General features: G+C 59.0%; 9 protein-coding genes and 2 pseudogenes. 7 read left to right on the forward strand and 4 right to left on the reverse strand.

Annotated features, from left to right (window positions below):
• Positions 1-2: 2 nt before the first annotated feature.
• On the reverse strand, positions 3-2489 hold the full coding sequence (locus CKW40_RS37495) for a DNA methyltransferase (RefSeq protein ID WP_095204701.1): 2487 nt from the start codon (positions 2487-2489) through the stop codon (positions 3-5).
• Entirely contained in the window at positions 2486-2962 is a 477-nt protein-coding gene (locus tag CKW40_RS37500; RefSeq protein WP_095204702.1) for a MerR family transcriptional regulator, read from the reverse strand. Before CKW40_RS37500 ends, CKW40_RS37495 begins: the two co-directional genes overlap by 4 nt.
• Before the next feature lie 115 nt (positions 2963-3077).
• Here CKW40_RS37500 and CKW40_RS37505 point away from each other — a divergent pair.
• A pseudogene (locus tag CKW40_RS37505) lies at positions 3078-3793 on the forward strand (IS6 family transposase).
• Between the two features lie 233 nt (positions 3794-4026).
• Here CKW40_RS37505 and CKW40_RS37510 read toward each other — a convergent pair.
• The gene (locus CKW40_RS37510; protein ID WP_179298254.1) at positions 4027-4920 is read right to left on the reverse strand and encodes a MurR/RpiR family transcriptional regulator; all 894 of its coding nucleotides are present in this window, start codon (positions 4918-4920) and stop codon (positions 4027-4029) included.
• A gap of 447 nt (positions 4921-5367) precedes the next feature.
• On the opposite strand from CKW40_RS37510, the gene CKW40_RS37515 reads away from it, so the two are divergent.
• The 6 genes from CKW40_RS37515 (at position 5368) to CKW40_RS37540 (ending at position 15730) form a co-directional block, all read left to right on the forward strand.
• The gene (locus tag CKW40_RS37515; protein WP_244571454.1) at positions 5368-7431 is read left to right on the forward strand and encodes a hydantoinase/oxoprolinase family protein; all 2064 of its coding nucleotides are present in this window, start codon (positions 5368-5370) and stop codon (positions 7429-7431) included.
• Positions 7432-7436: 5 nt separating this feature from the next.
• The gene (locus CKW40_RS37520) at positions 7437-9188 is read left to right on the forward strand and encodes a hydantoinase B/oxoprolinase family protein (RefSeq protein WP_244571451.1); all 1752 of its coding nucleotides are present in this window, start codon (positions 7437-7439) and stop codon (positions 9186-9188) included.
• Positions 9189-9373: 185 nt separating this feature from the next.
• Entirely contained in the window at positions 9374-10741 is a 1368-nt protein-coding gene (locus tag CKW40_RS37525) for an aspartate aminotransferase family protein (protein ID WP_244571452.1), read from the forward strand.
• A gap of 72 nt (positions 10742-10813) precedes the next feature.
• Positions 10814-12184, forward strand: a complete 1371-nt coding sequence (locus tag CKW40_RS37530) for an aspartate aminotransferase family protein (RefSeq protein WP_244571453.1) — start codon at positions 10814-10816, stop codon at positions 12182-12184.
• Positions 12184-13911 carry an acetolactate synthase catalytic subunit gene (locus CKW40_RS37535; RefSeq protein WP_095204708.1) on the forward strand — a complete coding sequence of 576 codons (1728 nt, stop codon included), beginning with the start codon at positions 12184-12186 and terminating at the stop codon, positions 13909-13911. Before CKW40_RS37530 ends, CKW40_RS37535 begins: the two co-directional genes overlap by 1 nt.
• Positions 13912-14227: 316 nt before the next feature.
• Entirely contained in the window at positions 14228-15730 is a 1503-nt protein-coding gene (locus CKW40_RS37540; RefSeq protein ID WP_095204710.1) for an NAD-dependent succinate-semialdehyde dehydrogenase, read from the forward strand.
• Between the two features lie 14 nt (positions 15731-15744).
• On the opposite strand, the pseudogene CKW40_RS44955 reads toward CKW40_RS37540, so the two are convergent.
• Positions 15745-15885 (reverse strand): annotated as a pseudogene (locus CKW40_RS44955) (IS630 family transposase); the annotation flags it as partial.
• Positions 15886-16003 lie beyond the last annotated feature (118 nt).

The following is a 16003-nucleotide window of genomic DNA, read 5'->3' on the forward strand; positions in this document are numbered from 1 at the left end:
GATCAGCCGATGTAGGCGCGCAGCGCGTCGGCTTCGCTCTGGGGCAAGGGCTCGAAGACGCTTTTCACCCAATTGCCGCTGAATCGTTCTCGGTTGCCATCGAGGGTCTCGGCGAGCGAGAGGCCGGGCGCTGCCTCCAGCCCAGGCCAACCTTCCCATGGGTGCGCGACCGGCCGCCGCGCGCCCTCAAAGAAGCGCAGCAATTCGCGCTCGAGCCGGACCGGGAGCGCGTAGTTCGCAAGGACCGCACCATCGATCTCTGCGAGGAGGCGCTGAAGCGCAGCATCACCGTCAAAGGTAAGTGGATCTTGCGACAGCCGCTCGATATACGTCGCGGCCATCTCACTGATCTCGGGCGGCAGATGATTGGGGAGCGGAATGTCGCGTAGCGTCGTCAACCGGTACCGTTGGTCCGAGGTGAATACCGTCGCGAAGGCATTCGCAACGGGACCATTGACCACGGCCATCAACGCGAGCAGATGTTTGTCGCTCACGCCCTCCTTCGGCCATGCACCAATGAATTGCTGGGAGCAGACCAGTCCATCTGCATCGAAGCTAGCCGCCAGCCGCCAGGAATAACGGCTGAGACGCACACCGTTGATAATGAGCTTGGTCTGGTCCCACGGTAGCTTGTAAGCGCCACCGCGCGCCGATTCCGGCCGGCAATCCAGCCATACGGGATGTTGAGGCTTGAACTGCGTATGTCCGTTGACACTATGCAGACCGGGTTCAAAGCCGCGCTGAGGCTCGCGGCTCCAGGCGCTCGCCTGCGGACCCGACCATTCGATGCCGCGATGCAGTTCGAGACGATCCCCAAGCCTGGGTCGATCGGAAAGATAGGCCCAGATCTCGTGGAGAGCTGGCACCCATAGATCGCCATTTGGCGTGTCCGGCACCCACCGGGTCAGCGACCGGCTGCGGGTGATTACGCCCGCCTTAAGGAACGGCAGACGGTCGCGCAAGGTGACTTGACTGGAGCGGATTGTGATCCGGGCTTCGTCCGCAACCGTCCGTGGGTCTCGGGCGATCAATAGGGAGGCCGCGGTACGCGATGCGGAAAACACATCGTCGGGAATCTCTACGATTTCAACCGAAGTATAGCGGCTCTCGATCAAGGCTCGCACCTTGCGATAGCGCTTTTCGACAATGAAGCTTGAGGGAAGGACGAAGCCGATGCCGGCCGGTTGCGCGGCAAGGACCTCTTCCAGCACCGCGATCGGCTTGGAAACATCGTTTTGCGCGATCGCGCTGCTGCGTTCATCGGCATCGAAATCCTCGAAAGGCGGATTGCAGATGACAAAAGTGTCGGCCGTAATCCGCTTCCGCAGCCGATCGCCGACGAACAGGTCGGCCTGCTGGATGTCCCAGCCATTGTGATTGGGATAGTCGGCAAGGATCAGCGACAGCTTGGCGACTTCACAGGCGAATTCGTCGACTTCGTCGCCCGCGAGACGTGCGATCAGGAAGCGATGCCGCTCCTCATCGTTCCACTCAAGCGGCAACGCGGCGCGCAGCTGCCTGAGCGCTGCCACGAGCAGCACGCCGGCACCGGTAAATGGTTCGTAGACGCGGACACAATCGGGATTGCGCCAAAGTTCGAGGCGCCGGACGATATGCTCGGCCATCTGCCGCGGCGTACTGTGCGTGCCGAACGCCGCACGCGCTTCCGACGTAACGAAGGTATTCTCATAGACGAATGCGAGGTCATCGGCCGAAATGTTACGGAAATTGATGCCGGCGCGGATGCCTTCCCATACGGTTTCTAGGCGCGCGCGATCGCGCAGCGAGGGCGCGAGGGTGCCCAGACCATAATAAAGGTCGATCCCGCGCAACACATCATCAACACTGCCACCCGCCCAATTCGCTGCCGACTCGTGTCCGCGATCGGTCAGGATCTTGGCGGCGAGGAACCGGAAGGTCGCTTGGAACAACAAGCGCGCATCCATGGCCGGGCGCCCCCGGACGTCGATTACGCCAGCGAGTGTTTCGCGCAGCAAGGCATCGAGCTTGACATGCACCTCGCCTTCGATCGCGATCATCAGGCCCATGTCGATGAAGTCGAATTGCCGGCCAGCCAGTGGCTCAGCATCGATCGCCTTGGCACGATGGATAGCGCGCGGGCTCCAATGCTCGGCGTGGCGTGCGAAGAGGTCGCCCAGAGCATCGATCGTGACGACGGCCATGCGGCTCGCCGGCTTGCTCGCGTGGACTTGCCACAATTCGACGAGCTCGCCAGCCACGGCGAAGATCATCGGTGCCCCGAGTGCCCGCAGTCCGGTCAGGTCGGATCCATCCGACCCGGTCTCGACCACGCCGAAGGCCGCCGTCCGATAGGATGGCGGCGTTTGGGTGAATGCGGCAAATGCCACCTGGCGGGTTTCACCGGCCGGCGAAAGGACGTCGGCAAAACTATAGTCCGAGAGGAGCGCTTCGGCTGGGTAGCCGAGGCCGCCCAATTCCCTGACAATGGCGGCGATCGCGGGAGTCATGGCCTTCCACTTCCTGCCGCGCGGCGTTCGCTGACGTCGACTGGCGGAAATGCTAGACTTTGCTGAGCCTCCTCGGGCGCGACTTCAAGGAGCGCGAGACGAAGCGCGGTGACGATCGGCTCAAGCGGAAGCGGGATCGCTGGACGCTCGAGATCATTATCCGACACGGTGTCAACGAAGGTGGCCCGCCCCTCGATTGGGCGCACCAGAAGGTGGCCCCGGGCAAGCCTAATCCACTGGGGCGAGTTGCAAATGTCGAAGATGTCGCGCTCGGCGGCGCGTAGCGCTCCAACGGTAAGACCAAGGTCTTCGACGAGCACCCGCACTACCGTCAGGCCGAGTAATTGCCCAGGCCGGAACACGGGCGCATGTCCCTTGAGACCTCGGAGTGAAGGCAGCGCCTGCCGCCAGTGGCGGAGCGTTTCCTGTGTGATACCGACCACATGTCGGACTTGGCTCGGCGTGTAGCGCATTACCCGATCGATTTGTTGTTCACAACAAGATAGCTGGCCTTTGCGCGCCGATCCAGTGGTTTCATTGGTACTGTAACGTTAACCGCCAGTCGATTTCCGCCTGCGATGAATGGGCATGAGGAACATTGCTCGTGATCGACTTTATCGCCGCCACAGATTTCCGGTTGAGGTGATCGCCCATGCGGTCTGGCTGTATTTCAGGTTTCCGCTCAGTCTGCGAATGGTCGAAGATCTGTTGGCAGTCCGTGGCATTGTCGTTTCCCACCAGACAGTGAGGCTCTGGCGGAGAAATTCGGCAGGCACTTTGCCAATGACATCCGCAGGTGTTCGGCCGGAAAGCTGGGGGACAAATGGCACCTTGATGAGGTCGTCGTCACCATTCGCGGACAGAAGCAATGGCTGTGGCGTGCCGTGGATCAGGACGGCTTCGTTCTCGACGTTCTGGTGCAAAGCCGCCGCAACGCCAAGGCTGCCAGGCGTCTCATGCGAAAGCTTGTGAAGGGTCAAGGCCGATCACCGCGTGTGATGATCACTGACAAGCTTCGATCCTACGGCGCAGCCAGGCGCCAGATCATGCCGGGTGTCGAACATCGCTCCCACAAGGGCTTGAATAACCGGGCAGAGAATTCTCATCAGCCGATCCGACGACGGGAGAGAACCATGAAGCGCTTCAAGTCGGCACGCCAACTTCAGCGCTTCGTCTCCATCCACGACCCGATTGCCAACCTGTTCCACATTCCGCGCCACGACATACCATCAGACCATCATCGCGAATTGCGAGCCGCTGCCATGCGCATGTGGAACGAGATCGCATGCCTTGAGGCCGCCTGAAATAGAGAGAGCCCGAGAGAACTTTGACCACGCGTCGTTAAGTTTACAGTGCCAAAGCAACAAATGCGTTGGTCTCAGCATGGAGCCCACATGCAGATGCAGGTGCGAACCGCCGAAAAGAATGGTGAGCTTCGCGATCGACTTCGCGCGAGATTTCGCCAGTCAGAGCCGCAGGTGCCTTGACTTTTCAACCCCAAACCGCCTCTACTTCGAGCCGCATAACCGCAGAGAAATTACCGGTCTCTATTCCGTGGAGGTTCCGCTAGATACTCTCCCGTTTCGCGGATTTCCAGCTCATTGCGTTGGATGCGCGCCAATGCGTCTGAGCCCAGTCTTGAGACCGTAAGCGCGACAAGAATGTTCGCGATGACATAAGCGCCGGCAACGGAGTCTGGGAAGGCGTAACTTCGTGCCGTCATGAGGAAAAAATGGTCCGAATGCCGGGCGATGGGAGCGTTCTCGCTGTCGGTGACTGCAATAATCGTCGCTCCTTGGGCTTTTGCATTTTTCGCCACGTCAAACGTGACTCGGCTATAGGGGTAGGAAGTAAAACCGATGACCACGTCATCTTGCGTGAGGTCATCGAGTTCCAATCCTGATCCCCCACCGGTGTCGAGCAGGTAAGTGTTTGGTTTTGCCTTCCGCAACGAATAGGAAAGCGAATAGGCAGGGGCAAAGAAGGGGCGGCGGCCGATCACATAAATTCGTGAAGCTTCGACCAAGGCATTTACCGCCGCTTCAAGCTGCTTCTCGCTCAGCGCGGTAACCGCGACTCTTTGCGCCTCAATTTCCCTCTCGGCGAATTGGGCAGCAAACCCAAGTGCACCTTCCTTCTGGCCAAGAGCTACAAGCTCCGCAGCGCGGCCCTTGTTGCTGCCCTGACCGTTTATCAATTCAGCAATATGGACCTCGCGGAATTCGTCGAAACCCTTAAAACCAAGGTTCTGCGCCAACCGCACCAGCGTTACCGAAGGCACCCCGGCGCGTTTAGCAAGCTCGCGCATGGAGCGGAAGGGTATCTCGTCGCGGTGGGCAATCAGGAACTGGATCGCAGTAGCCGCAGGCCCACGAGCTTCCGGCATGAGCTGCCGCAACTTCGCGTCTATATCGGGCGGTTTGGGACTCATGAATCTAAGATTCCGCATTGACGACCACACGCTGCCACGATTCTCACGCAGAAGCAATTGATCCACATTGACGACTGATGAACTATATGATCCAATGGTATTGTCACGGCAAGATGGAGCACCTCAGGCCCGCCGAAGTTGGAAAGGCTACAAGTAATGACTTTGGCGGAAGGACATCGAGGGAGGAAAATATCGTGAAGCGAAGAATATTGGGCTGACATTGCGCTGCTGCCGGCCCTTATCATGACCGCCGGGCGGCGGAGCCTTTCAACGGCGTATTCGGGGGGAGCGAAGTAGTCTCACTCCCTTGCGGACGGTCTTTGTTGATGGATCCTACGTGATGGACCTTACAATGCAGAATGTCGGCAGAACACTTCGGATTTATGCGGAGACTAGCTGAACTTGCATGTCACCCCGCTGGATGAACAAAGCGTAGGAGAAAAGGAAGTGGCGAAAGAAACTTGGCGGGTTGGAATTGATGTTGGCGGCACCTTCACCGACGTTGTTGCCGTCGGTTCCCGATCCGGCATTCGGATACATAAGACCGCATCTACGCCAGAAGATCCCTCCGTGGGTGTACTAGCGGGAGTTTCCGCGCTGGCGAGGAGCCAGGGTCTTACGATGAGGGAATTCCTCTCGGCATGCACCCACTTCGTCCATGGCACCACCGTCGCCACCAACACGCTTCTCGAAGGAAAGGGTGCTAGGACGGGCATGCTCGTTACTCGAGGCTTCCGCGATACAATCGAGATCCGACGCGGCTTCCGCGAGAACGTATGGGACTATCGGACGCCCTGGCCCGATGTGCTAGTGCCACGCTGGCTTCGCAGGCCGGTAACCGAACGCGTGCTGAAGGACGGATGCATCGAAGCTGAAGTCGATGAGGCGGATCTTGATGACGCCATCGCACGTTTCAACGCGGCGGGCGTTCAGGCGGTCGCCGTCTGCTTTATCAACAGCTACCTTAATGATGCCAATGAAGAGCTTTGCGTTCGTTACCTCCGCGAGGCAATGCCGGATTGCTTTGTTTGCGGATCTGCGAAGCTCGCGGCGGTCATGGGCGAGTACGAACGTTCCTCGACGGCTGTCGTCAACGCCTATATCGGTCCAAGGGTCGTTCCCTATCTCCGACAGCTTGACGAACGCCTTAGTGAACTTGGGATGCCGAATAGGCTTCTTCTAGTTCAAAGCAACGGAGGCGCGGCATTTATTGACGATATAGAACAGCGCCCCGTTTCCCTGCTCCTCTCGGGACCGGCCGCTGGTGTCGGCGCGCTTGACTATTTCTCTGGGAAAGAAGGTCTTGGCGGCCTTCTTACTATGGAGATTGGCGGGACCAGTTGCGATGTGATGCTTTATGACCGGGGAAAGGTTGGTGAGACCACCCGGCTTGACATCGCTGGGTACCCCGCGATCACGGCGAGCGTTGAAATCAATACGGTCGGCACCGGGGGCGGCACGATCGCCTATGTCGATGCTGGCGGCATGCTCCAGGTCGGACCGCAGGGAGCCGGCTCACGCCCAGGCCCGGCCTGCTACGGGCTTGGCGGAACGATGGCTACGGTCACCGATGCCCACGTGGTGTTGGGGCGTCTGCGGCCCGGCGCCTACGCGGACGGATCCGTCAACATCCGCTCGGAACTCGCGCAGGAAGTGGTAGCCAAGCACGTGGCACAACCGCTGGGCCTGACGGTAGAAGCGGCAGCGATCGGCATCATCCGCCTCGCCGAACAGAACATGCTGCACGCAATGGAGCGGATGTCTAGCGAGCGCGGCGTCAACCCCCAAACCCTGACGCTCGTTGCTTGCGGAGGCGCCGGAGCGCTGCACGCTGTGGCAGTCGCCCGGCTTCTGGGATGCCGGTCGGTGTTCGTACCCCGGCTTGCCGGCGTCTTCTGCGCGTTTGGGATGTGCAACTCCAATATTCGATACGACCTCATTCAATCCTGCATGGTCGAGCTGTCGGATGATACGCTTGCGCGGATTTCCGAACAGGTTGCTAAGCGTGAGGACGAACAACGCGGCCGGCTTCTTGAAAGCTTCTCCAGCGAGGCAATCATCAGTGATTGCTTCTTGGAGCTGCGATATCGCGGCCAGCAATGGACAGTGCGCGTGCCGTTCTTCGTCGGTACGGACAGCAAGGAGACGCTGCGGCGTCGCTTCGAGCAAGAGTTCTCAAGCATCTATGGCTACGTGCAGGAACGCAATGAGTTACAGATCGTCGCCTTTCATCTTGTCGGCAAGGGCCGGTTTCCCGAGATGGCGCTGGAAGCCGCCGAAGCGTGCGCCGAAAGCCTGCAGGCAAGCAGCACACGCAGCGTTTGGATCGACTCTCGCGTTGGCTTCGTAGATGCACCTGCGTTCTCCCCCACAAAGCTCCATCCTGGGTCAAGGATAACAGGACCCGCCGTCATTGAGGAGCTGACCACGACCATTCTCCTCGGAGCGGCAGACGTGCTGCTGGTCGATGAGGGTGGAGACTATTCTATTCAACTTACTATTTCGGAGTGATGACTATGGCCGTCGACCCGATCACGATGACGCTGGTGCAGAAGCGTTTGGATCATATCTCTCGTTACATGGGCTGGGCGATGACGCGGACCGCGCAGAGCCCGATCTTCAGCGAGAGCCACGACTTCTCTTGCTTTCTGAGCAACGTCCGAGGTGATGCGCTATCCGTCGCCGACGGCCTTCCGATCCACACGGGGGGAGGCGATTTTGCCGTTCGCGCGGTACTTCGCGACTATGGCGATGATCTTCACGATGGCGATGTCTTCCTCCTAAGCGACCCATATGTAGCGGGAGGAAACCATCTTCCGGATTGGACGGTAATCCGTCCTATCATCGTCGATGACAGGTTTCTTGGGTTTGCGAGCAACAGGGCGCACCAATCCGACATCGGTGGGGGTGCGGCGGGAACCTATAATGCTGCGGCAACCGAGATTTTTCATGAAGGCATCCGGCTCCCCGTTCTCCGCCTCTTTGAACGCGGCCGTGTGCGCGAAGACCTGTGGCGACTCCTTCTGCTCAACAGCCGCACCTCGGATCTTCTTGACGGTGATCTTGCAGCGATGGTTGGCTCGACGCGCACCGGGCGCGATAAGGTTGCTGCGCTCGCTCGCGAGTATGGTCTCTCTGAAACTGAGGGAGTTTTCAGCGCGATCCTTGATCATGCCCAGACACTGATGAAGGAGATGATCCGTACAATTCCAGCGGGAGTTTACTATGGCGAAGATGTATCCGACACCGATTGCTTTCGGTCTGTGGATGTGCCCGTTCGCGTTGCTCTTACGGTAAAGAACGAGCATCTGCACTTCGACTTCTCTGGCAGCGCGCCGCAAATTCTTGGCTTCAAGAACAGCTCGCTTGCTAATACGAGTTCGGCGGTCTTCCTCGCGGTGATGTCTTTCTTCAACGGCCGCGTACCGCAGAACCAGGGCGCCATGCGTCAGATGACGATCGTGGCACCGCCTGGCACTGTTGTTAACGCCCTTCCACCGGCACCAATGACGATGAACACCGTGCACCCGACGAGTGAGATAGTCCACGCCGTCTGGCGCGCCCTCGCAACCGCCATGCCTTTGGAGGGCTATGCCGGCTGGGGAAAGACTTGCTACTGCATTTCCTCAGGAAGGAGAGACGACGGTAGAACGTACGTAATGTATCACTGGAACGGGTCGTCCGGTGCTGGGGCCGTTCGGGGGCGCGATGGTTTCCCGGCGGCCGGACAGCTCTGCACCCTCGGCGGGATGAACCTTCCCAATGTCGAGACCTACGAGCAAGTCTATCCAGTAAAGATACATCGCTCCGAGATGCGAAAGGATAGCGGGGGGGCAGGCGAGTTTCGCGGCGGAACCGGCCTGGAATATTCCGCCTCGACATATCAGTCCGCAGAGTACTCTTTTCGCAGTGAAGGGAGCCGCAAACCGACCGGCTATGGCATCGCAGGGGGCGAACCCGGGCTGAAAGGCACAATCGCAATGACGTTGTTGGAAGGCGGCGAAGAAATTGTCGCTCCACAATATGGAATCATGCGACTAGGGCCAGCAAGGGTGGACGTCAGCTCCCCAGGTGGTGGCGGCTTTGGAGATCCCCTCAGGCGTGATCCCGTCGCAGTCCAGCGCGACGTGGTAGACGAGATCGTAAGCCCGGAGGTGGCCCGGGACGTCTACGGCGTCGTCCTTAGCTGCAATTCGAATACCGTCGATCTTTCGGCCACCGAAGCGCGAAGGGAAGAGCTTTTACGGGCGCGCTGCGTCACGCCTTAACCTAGCCCGGTCGAGCAGCGCGAACAAGTCGCGCTTCTCGGTGATGAGGTTCCCAGGATCAGTCCGAGTCTAACATCGGGAAAATGCATTGGCGAAATATACGTGAGCCGGATTGAAGCATTTGATCCTTGTTGACATATATTGGTTCATATGATCCACTCAAAATCTCGATATAGGTAATATCAATGAGTTTGGACACGCAGCCAATTTCAATGACCGGTCCCAACCGGGCCGAAGTCGTTGGGCCGAAATCTCGCGACGAGTTTCAACGAGCTCTAAGGATCACGCCAGGGGGAAGCATGCGTGCTGCCCCTTTCTTCGCTCCCCATCCGCCCTATGCTGTGTCAGGAGCGGGGTGCTGGATCACCGACGTCGACGGTAGGAAGTTCTTCGACTGCGCAAATAACTTCTTCTCGCTCGTTCACGGCCACGCCTTTCCACCCGTGATTGAGGCGCTGCACAGGGTCTTGGACGACGGCACCGCGTTTGGACTTCCGACCACGAGCGAGAGCAGCCTTGCGGAAGCAATCGCTGCACGCTCGCCGAAGCTTGAGCAAGTTCGCTTCACGAGCTCCGGCACCGAGGCTGTGATGTACGCGATCAAGGCCGCGCGCGCTATTACAGGGCGCCCAATGATCGCGAAATTTGAGGGCGCATATCACGGTGCTTACGACGATGTAGAAGTCAGCCTTGATTCTACGCCAATGAATTGGGGCGATTCATCGCCCAAAAGTGTACTCTACGCCAGAGGAACTCCAGTCTCGACCGCGGCGGAGGTCCTAGTCCTCCCTTACAACGAGCCCGAATCGTGCAGAGAGCTTATTCGTGCACACCATGAACGTCTCGCCGCGATCCTCGTCGATCCGCTCGCCTCCCGCGTCGGCATGGTCCCGATCGAAGCGGATGTGCGGGAGGTCATTCAGGACTGCTGCGATCGGTACGGGATCCTGCTTGTGGTTGACGAGGTCGTTTCTTACCGCGTCGGTTACCACGGCGCCCATGCCGCGTTCGGCTTTGAGCCGGATCTGGTCGCTCTGGGCAAGATCATCGGCGGAGGTTTGCCCGTTGGAGCAGTCGCCGGGCAAGCTTCGCATATGGCGATCTTTGACCACACCAAGGGCAAGCCAGCCGTCTCCCACGGTGGCACCTTCAGCGCTAATCCGCTCAGCATGACAGCTGGGCTCGCTGCACTGCAGGCATACACGAAGGATGCGGTAGCCCGGCTTAATCGAATGGGCGACGCGCTTCGTGCCGAAATCACGGAGCAGTTGAAAAGACGCAAACTCCCTGGGCAAGTTACCGGCATAAGCTCCATCTTTCGGCTCCACCTGAAGAATGAAGTTATTCGAAACTACCGGACTTCTTTCCCGAGCCCATCGCAGAGGGCAGCGCTGGCACAGGTGCACTTCGCAATGCTCGAACGGGGTTTTTTGATGACGCCGAATTGCTCCGGCTCGCTCTCGGCACCTATGAGCGAGACCGATGTCCACGATTTGGCCGCCGCCCTTGTGGATGCCATTCATGAGACTTGGAAGCAGTCTCCGTGGGAGTGATCGAAAGCGCAATCGGCAGCGCTCGCATCCCGCGGCCTTACAGATATGGCAGGCGACCCGAGAGGTATATGAATGACCAGGCAACCAAATACAGAAGATCAGCACGACATGCAGGCCTTCACTCAGTCGGAGGCAGCATTTGCACACGCGTTATCGGTATTTCCTGATGGTACGAGCCGGGTGACGATCGAGCGCGATCCCATTCCGAAATACATGGAGCGGGGCGAGGGCGCTTATCTCTTCGATGTTGACGGAAACCGCTATCTTGACTTGAACGGGAATTTCACGACCCTCATTCACGGCCATGCGTTCAAACCTGTCGTCGAGGCAGTCTATCGGCAGCTGGCAAGCGGCAGTTGCTTTGCCAATCCGACGCTGATGGAAATCGAGCTGGCAAGTATCCTTTGTGAGCGGATTCCCAACGTTGATCGCGTTCGATTTGTAAACACTGGGACCGAAGCCGTAATGTTTGCCATCAAGGCGGCACGAGCTTTCACCGGCAAGGCAGGGATCGCCAAGTTCGAGGGAGCTTACCACGGCGCGTATGACTGGGTTGAAGTCAGTCAGTCGGCAACCCCAGAGAACTGGGGACCTGGCGACGATCCAGTTTCGGTGCCGTTGTACAAGGGTATGCCGGAAAGCGTTCTCGATGAGACGCTAGTGTTGCGCTTCAATCATACCGAGCTGCTTGAAAAACAGCTTCAAGCCCATGCGCATCGCATCGCGGCGGTCGTGATCGATCCTATGCCGAGCCGTGCTGGCCTGATAGCGCCGAACCCTAGCTTCCTCGAGGCGTTGCATCAGCTCTGCCGCCATCACGGTGTGCTCATCATCGCCGACGAAGTGCTGAACCTACGCCAAGGGTACCACGGCGCATCGGCACGATACGGGCTGAAACCAGACCTGATCACTATGGGGAAGATAATCGGCGGTGGACTGCCCATTGGCGCGATCGGCGGACGCGAGGAGGTTATGCAGGTCTTCAGCGCCAAGTCCGGTCGCCCACTCGTATCGCAGGGTGGGACATTCTCGGCCAATCCACTGTCAATCGTAGCCGGCATCGCCGCGATGCGTGCCTTGGACAAAGCAGCGTTCGCTCTGCTCGAAGGGCTGGGCAACCGCCTGCGCGCCAATCTCGCCGACATCATTGCACAACACGATGCTCCTTTCGCAGTGACCGGCGCCGGTTCCCTATTTCGAATTCATCCCACCCGCAGTAAGCCGCGTGAGTTCAGGGACACTGCGACCAATCCCGCCCAAAACGCCGTCCTGAGGACGCTCTCCCGCTTCTTTTCCCGGCACGGTGTCATTTTGCCGAATGGGGCTGCCTCGTGCCTGTCAACACCAATGGGAGAGATTGAGGTCGACACGATATCCGACTTGTTTCGTCTTTTCCTCCAAGAACACTCAGCAGACATCAACAGTATGGAGAAACCGGAGTAATGCCTGTGGAAACAGTAGCAGAACGGATTGCAGCAGCTCTGCAACGCAACAGTGTAGAGATGATTTTTGCCCAGAGCCTACCCTCCGCGGTGGTTCTAGCATGCGAAAAGATCGGAATCCGACAGGTCGCCTACCGTCAGGAAAACATGGGGGGAGCCATGGCCGATGGCTACTCGCGCATCTCTGGCAGAGTCGGCGTCGTGTGCGCCCAAAATGGACCTGCGGCAGCTTTGCTTGTGCCTCCACTCTCCGAAGCGTTCAAGGCAAGCATTCCGATGGTGGCTTTGGTGCAGGAGGTCGAGCGCCACCAACTCGACCGGAACGCCTTCCAGGATCTGGACCACATCGCACTTTTCTCGGCCTGCTCTAAATGGACGCGACGGGTAATAACGGCTGATCGGATCGAGGACCATGTCGACTCCGCGTTTATATCGGCAACCAGTGGACGACCTGGCCCAGCTGTGCTCATCCTTCCGGCCGATCTGCTCCGCGAGAATGTTCCGGCTGGCGTACGCAGTCGGACTGGGAAGTACGGCACGTGGCCCCTTGATCCCACCCGCCCGAGCGACGAGGCGCTCGCGGCGGTGGCCAAGTTGCTCGCTCGCGCCGAGTCACCCGTTGTGCTGGCCGGTGGCGGTGCAGTTTCGCCGGCGGCGAGCAACGCGCTCGCCGAGCTGCAAACCATGGCCCATCTACCCGTCTTCACAACAAATATGGGCAAAGGCGCTGTCGATGAGCGTGCACCACTTACTTGCGGTGTCCTTGGGGCTCTGAATGGCCCCAGGTCTCTCGGTTACCGCACGCGCGCCATCATGGACGAAGCAGACCTCGTCTTTCTCGTCGGCACCAGGACCAACCAAAACGGGACCGATAGCTGGCGTTCGATTCCTTCAAGTGCGATGGTCGTACACCTCGACATCGATCCTTGCGAGATCGGCAGAAATTACGATTCTGTGCGCCTTGTCGGAGACGTTGCCACTACAATTCAAGCCCTGACTGCCGCGCTACGATCGGAGGACCTCTCCTATCGCGCGTCCAAGAAAGCATCGCTTGAACGTCGCATCGCCGAAGCCTGGGAACAATTCGAGCAGGATCGCAGCATCTTCAGCGGAAGCAACCAGACGCCGTTGAGGCCGGAACGCATCATGCGCGAACTGCAATCGCGTATGACGCCGGAAACAATCGTCGTGGCCGACGCCAGTTATTCTTCAATGTGGATCGTCGGCCAGCTCCGCGCACTTCGCCCGGGCCAGAGGTTCATCACTCCGCGCGGCTTGGCAGGTTTGGGATGGGGCTTGCCGCTCGGAATGGGCGCCAAGCTTGCGAGGCCCGACAGCCCTGTTGTCGTACTCGTCGGCGATGGTGGGTTCGCCCACAGCTGGGCGGAACTTGAAACGCTCGTGCGATCAGATATCAACCTCACGATCATCGTCCTCAATAATGGCGTGCTCGGCTACCAAAAAGATGCCGAGACCGTTAAATTCGGCGGCTATACGACAGCCTGTCACTTCGCTCCTGTCGACCATGCTGCTCTCGCCAAGGCCTGCGGCTGTGAAGCGGTTACAGTCAAAAATCCGGGCGACATTGGGCTCTCCCTCGACCGGGCTCTGTACTCAAAGGTGCCAGTACTCATCGAAGTCATCAGCGATCCTGATGCACACCCGCCAATCTCGCTGTTCACTGGCACCCTTGGCCCCCGGACCCTTGAACTATCGGAGCTGGTATGACAGCGGCGCCTTCAAGAATCTTGCTGCTGTCTCAGGAAGGATAGTGGGGAATCGGTTTGGCCTGCGTTCGCCAACTGCACGTCACCGTTGGGGCGCCAGACGCGAGCTTAACGCGAGCCGCTGGCACGCAGTTCGCAAGGGAACACCGCCCGGCGCGGTCTGTTAGTCTTCCCCGCCGACCCTAGAAACACGCGTCCGTTCGTGACTTCTTTATGAGGGTTCGGAGCGATCATCGAAGTGTGCGGGGGGCAGTTCGATCCCGCATGAGCACCAGTCACCATCACCCCACCCCGCCCTAGGTTGGAATCACATGACTATGCCTGACATTGAATTGGCGAACCGCGCTGGCGAAATCGCTGACCGCGCTAACACACCCAAGAGGCGCGAGACGCGACAGCGCTGGCCGGCGCAATGCCTCTTGGACGGCGACTGGGTGGGAGAGCCTGAATTGCCGGTGCTCAATCCCTCCACCAACGAAGAAATTGCGAAGGTTCCCAACTTCGGCGGGGCAGAAACTGCAAAGGGCATTGCCGCAGCCAAGCGCGCCTTTCCGGCTTGGGCTGGGCTCCTCGCCAAGGAACGATCGACCGTTCTTCGACGATGGCATGATCTTGTGCTCGAAAATGCCGACGAGTTGGCTCGGATACTGACGAGTGAACAAGGCAAGCCATTATCTGAAGCCAAGGGCGAGATCATTTACGCGGCATCCTTTTTGGAGTTCTACGCCGAAGAAGCAAAGCGGATCTACGGCGAGGTCATTCCAAGCCACACCAAGGACGGCCGCATGGTGGTAATCCGTCAGCCAGCGGGCGTTGTTGCAGCGATCACGCCCTGGAATTTTCCCGCGGCGATGATAACCCGCAAAGTTGGCCCAGCCCTTGCGGCTGGGTGCACTGCCATAGTCAAACCTGCACCGGAAACGCCGCTTACGGCACTCGCCCTCGGAGCGTTGGGTCAGCGGGCGGGGTTGCCCGCCGGCGTGCTCAATATCGTCACGGGGGACGCTTTTGCGATAGGCAAGGCACTTTGCGACAGTCCGGACGTCCGCGTGCTCAGCTTCACTGGGTCCACGAAAGTGGGGAAGCTCTTGATGGCGCAATGCGCGTCAACAGTGAAGAAGCTCGCACTGGAGCTCGGAGGCAACGCTCCCTTCATCGTCTTCGATGACGCCGATCTCGACGCGGCCGTCGCCGGGGCGATTGCGTCCAAATTTCGCAATATGGGCCAGACCTGTGTTTGCGCAAACCGAATCTATGTCCAGGATGCCATATACGATGCGTTCACCAAAAAGCTTGCGACCGAAGTGGCATTGCTCAGAGTCGGCGATGGCTTGGCGGATGGTATAGCCCAGGGACCACTGATAAGCGAAGCTGCCGTTTCGAAAGTGGAGGACCATGTTGCCGATGCAGTCGCGAAGGGAGCGCGCATTGTCATAGGAGGTACGCGGCACGAATTGGGCGGTACCTTCTACAAGCCCACTGTGCTTTCCAACGTCACCCAGTCGATGAAAGTCGCCCGAGAAGAGACGTTCGGGCCGCTTGCACCATTGTTCCGATTCAGCGGCGACGAGGACGTGATCGCCATGGCGAACGACACCGAATTCGGCCTCGCCGCCTATTTCTATTCGCGAGATATCGGCCGCATCTGGCGCGTCGCCGAGGCACTTGAGTACGGAATGGTCGCAATCAACAGTGGGCGTCTCTCGACCGAGCTCGCGCCTTTTGGAGGCATCAAGCAGTCTGGCATTGGTCGCGAAGGATCCCGCCACGGCATCGAAGAGTACACGGAGCTAAAGTTCATGCTCATTGCCGGCATCTAGAACACCTCTCCAGTTTAATCCGGGTCATACCCTGCGGCCTTGTCGTAGTCTTCGCATTCGGCCGGGTTGAACTGTTCGATGACGGCGCCGACCGCGTCCCAAAGAGCCTTGATGGTCCTTCGGCTTTGGCGGAGCTTGAGTTTTGAGTATCCATCCGGCGTGTCGCGCCTTGTTCGGGTGATGAACGAGTGGTCTTAAGCGTGCTCTTATGAGCGCACTTAGGAGCAGTTGATGGGTCAGATCACGTTGCTCACAGGCCCCGAACGTCGGCGG

This window comes from Mesorhizobium carmichaelinearum (assembly GCF_900199455.1).
Lineage (GTDB): Bacteria > Pseudomonadota > Alphaproteobacteria > Rhizobiales > Rhizobiaceae > Mesorhizobium > Mesorhizobium carmichaelinearum.

What these genes read in the sequence shown, in the direction of transcription:
- CKW40_RS37540 (WP_095204710.1), top strand. Translation starts at nt 14,228, where the DNA reads ATGCCTGACATTGAATTGGCGAACCGCGCTGGCGAAATCGCTGACCGC.
- CKW40_RS37500 (WP_095204702.1), bottom strand. Translation starts at nt 2,962, where the DNA reads ATGCGCTACACGCCGAGCCAAGTCCGACATGTGGTCGGTATCACACAG.
- CKW40_RS37495 (WP_095204701.1), bottom strand. Translation starts at nt 2,489, where the DNA reads ATGACTCCCGCGATCGCCGCCATTGTCAGGGAATTGGGCGGCCTCGGC.
- CKW40_RS37530 (WP_244571453.1), top strand. Translation starts at nt 10,814, where the DNA reads ATGACCAGGCAACCAAATACAGAAGATCAGCACGACATGCAGGCCTTC.
- CKW40_RS37520 (WP_244571451.1), top strand. Translation starts at nt 7,437, where the DNA reads ATGGCCGTCGACCCGATCACGATGACGCTGGTGCAGAAGCGTTTGGAT.
- CKW40_RS37510 (WP_179298254.1), bottom strand. Translation starts at nt 4,920, where the DNA reads ATGAGTCCCAAACCGCCCGATATAGACGCGAAGTTGCGGCAGCTCATG.
- CKW40_RS37525 (WP_244571452.1), top strand. Translation starts at nt 9,374, where the DNA reads ATGAGTTTGGACACGCAGCCAATTTCAATGACCGGTCCCAACCGGGCC.
- CKW40_RS37535 (WP_095204708.1), top strand. Translation starts at nt 12,184, where the DNA reads ATGCCTGTGGAAACAGTAGCAGAACGGATTGCAGCAGCTCTGCAACGC.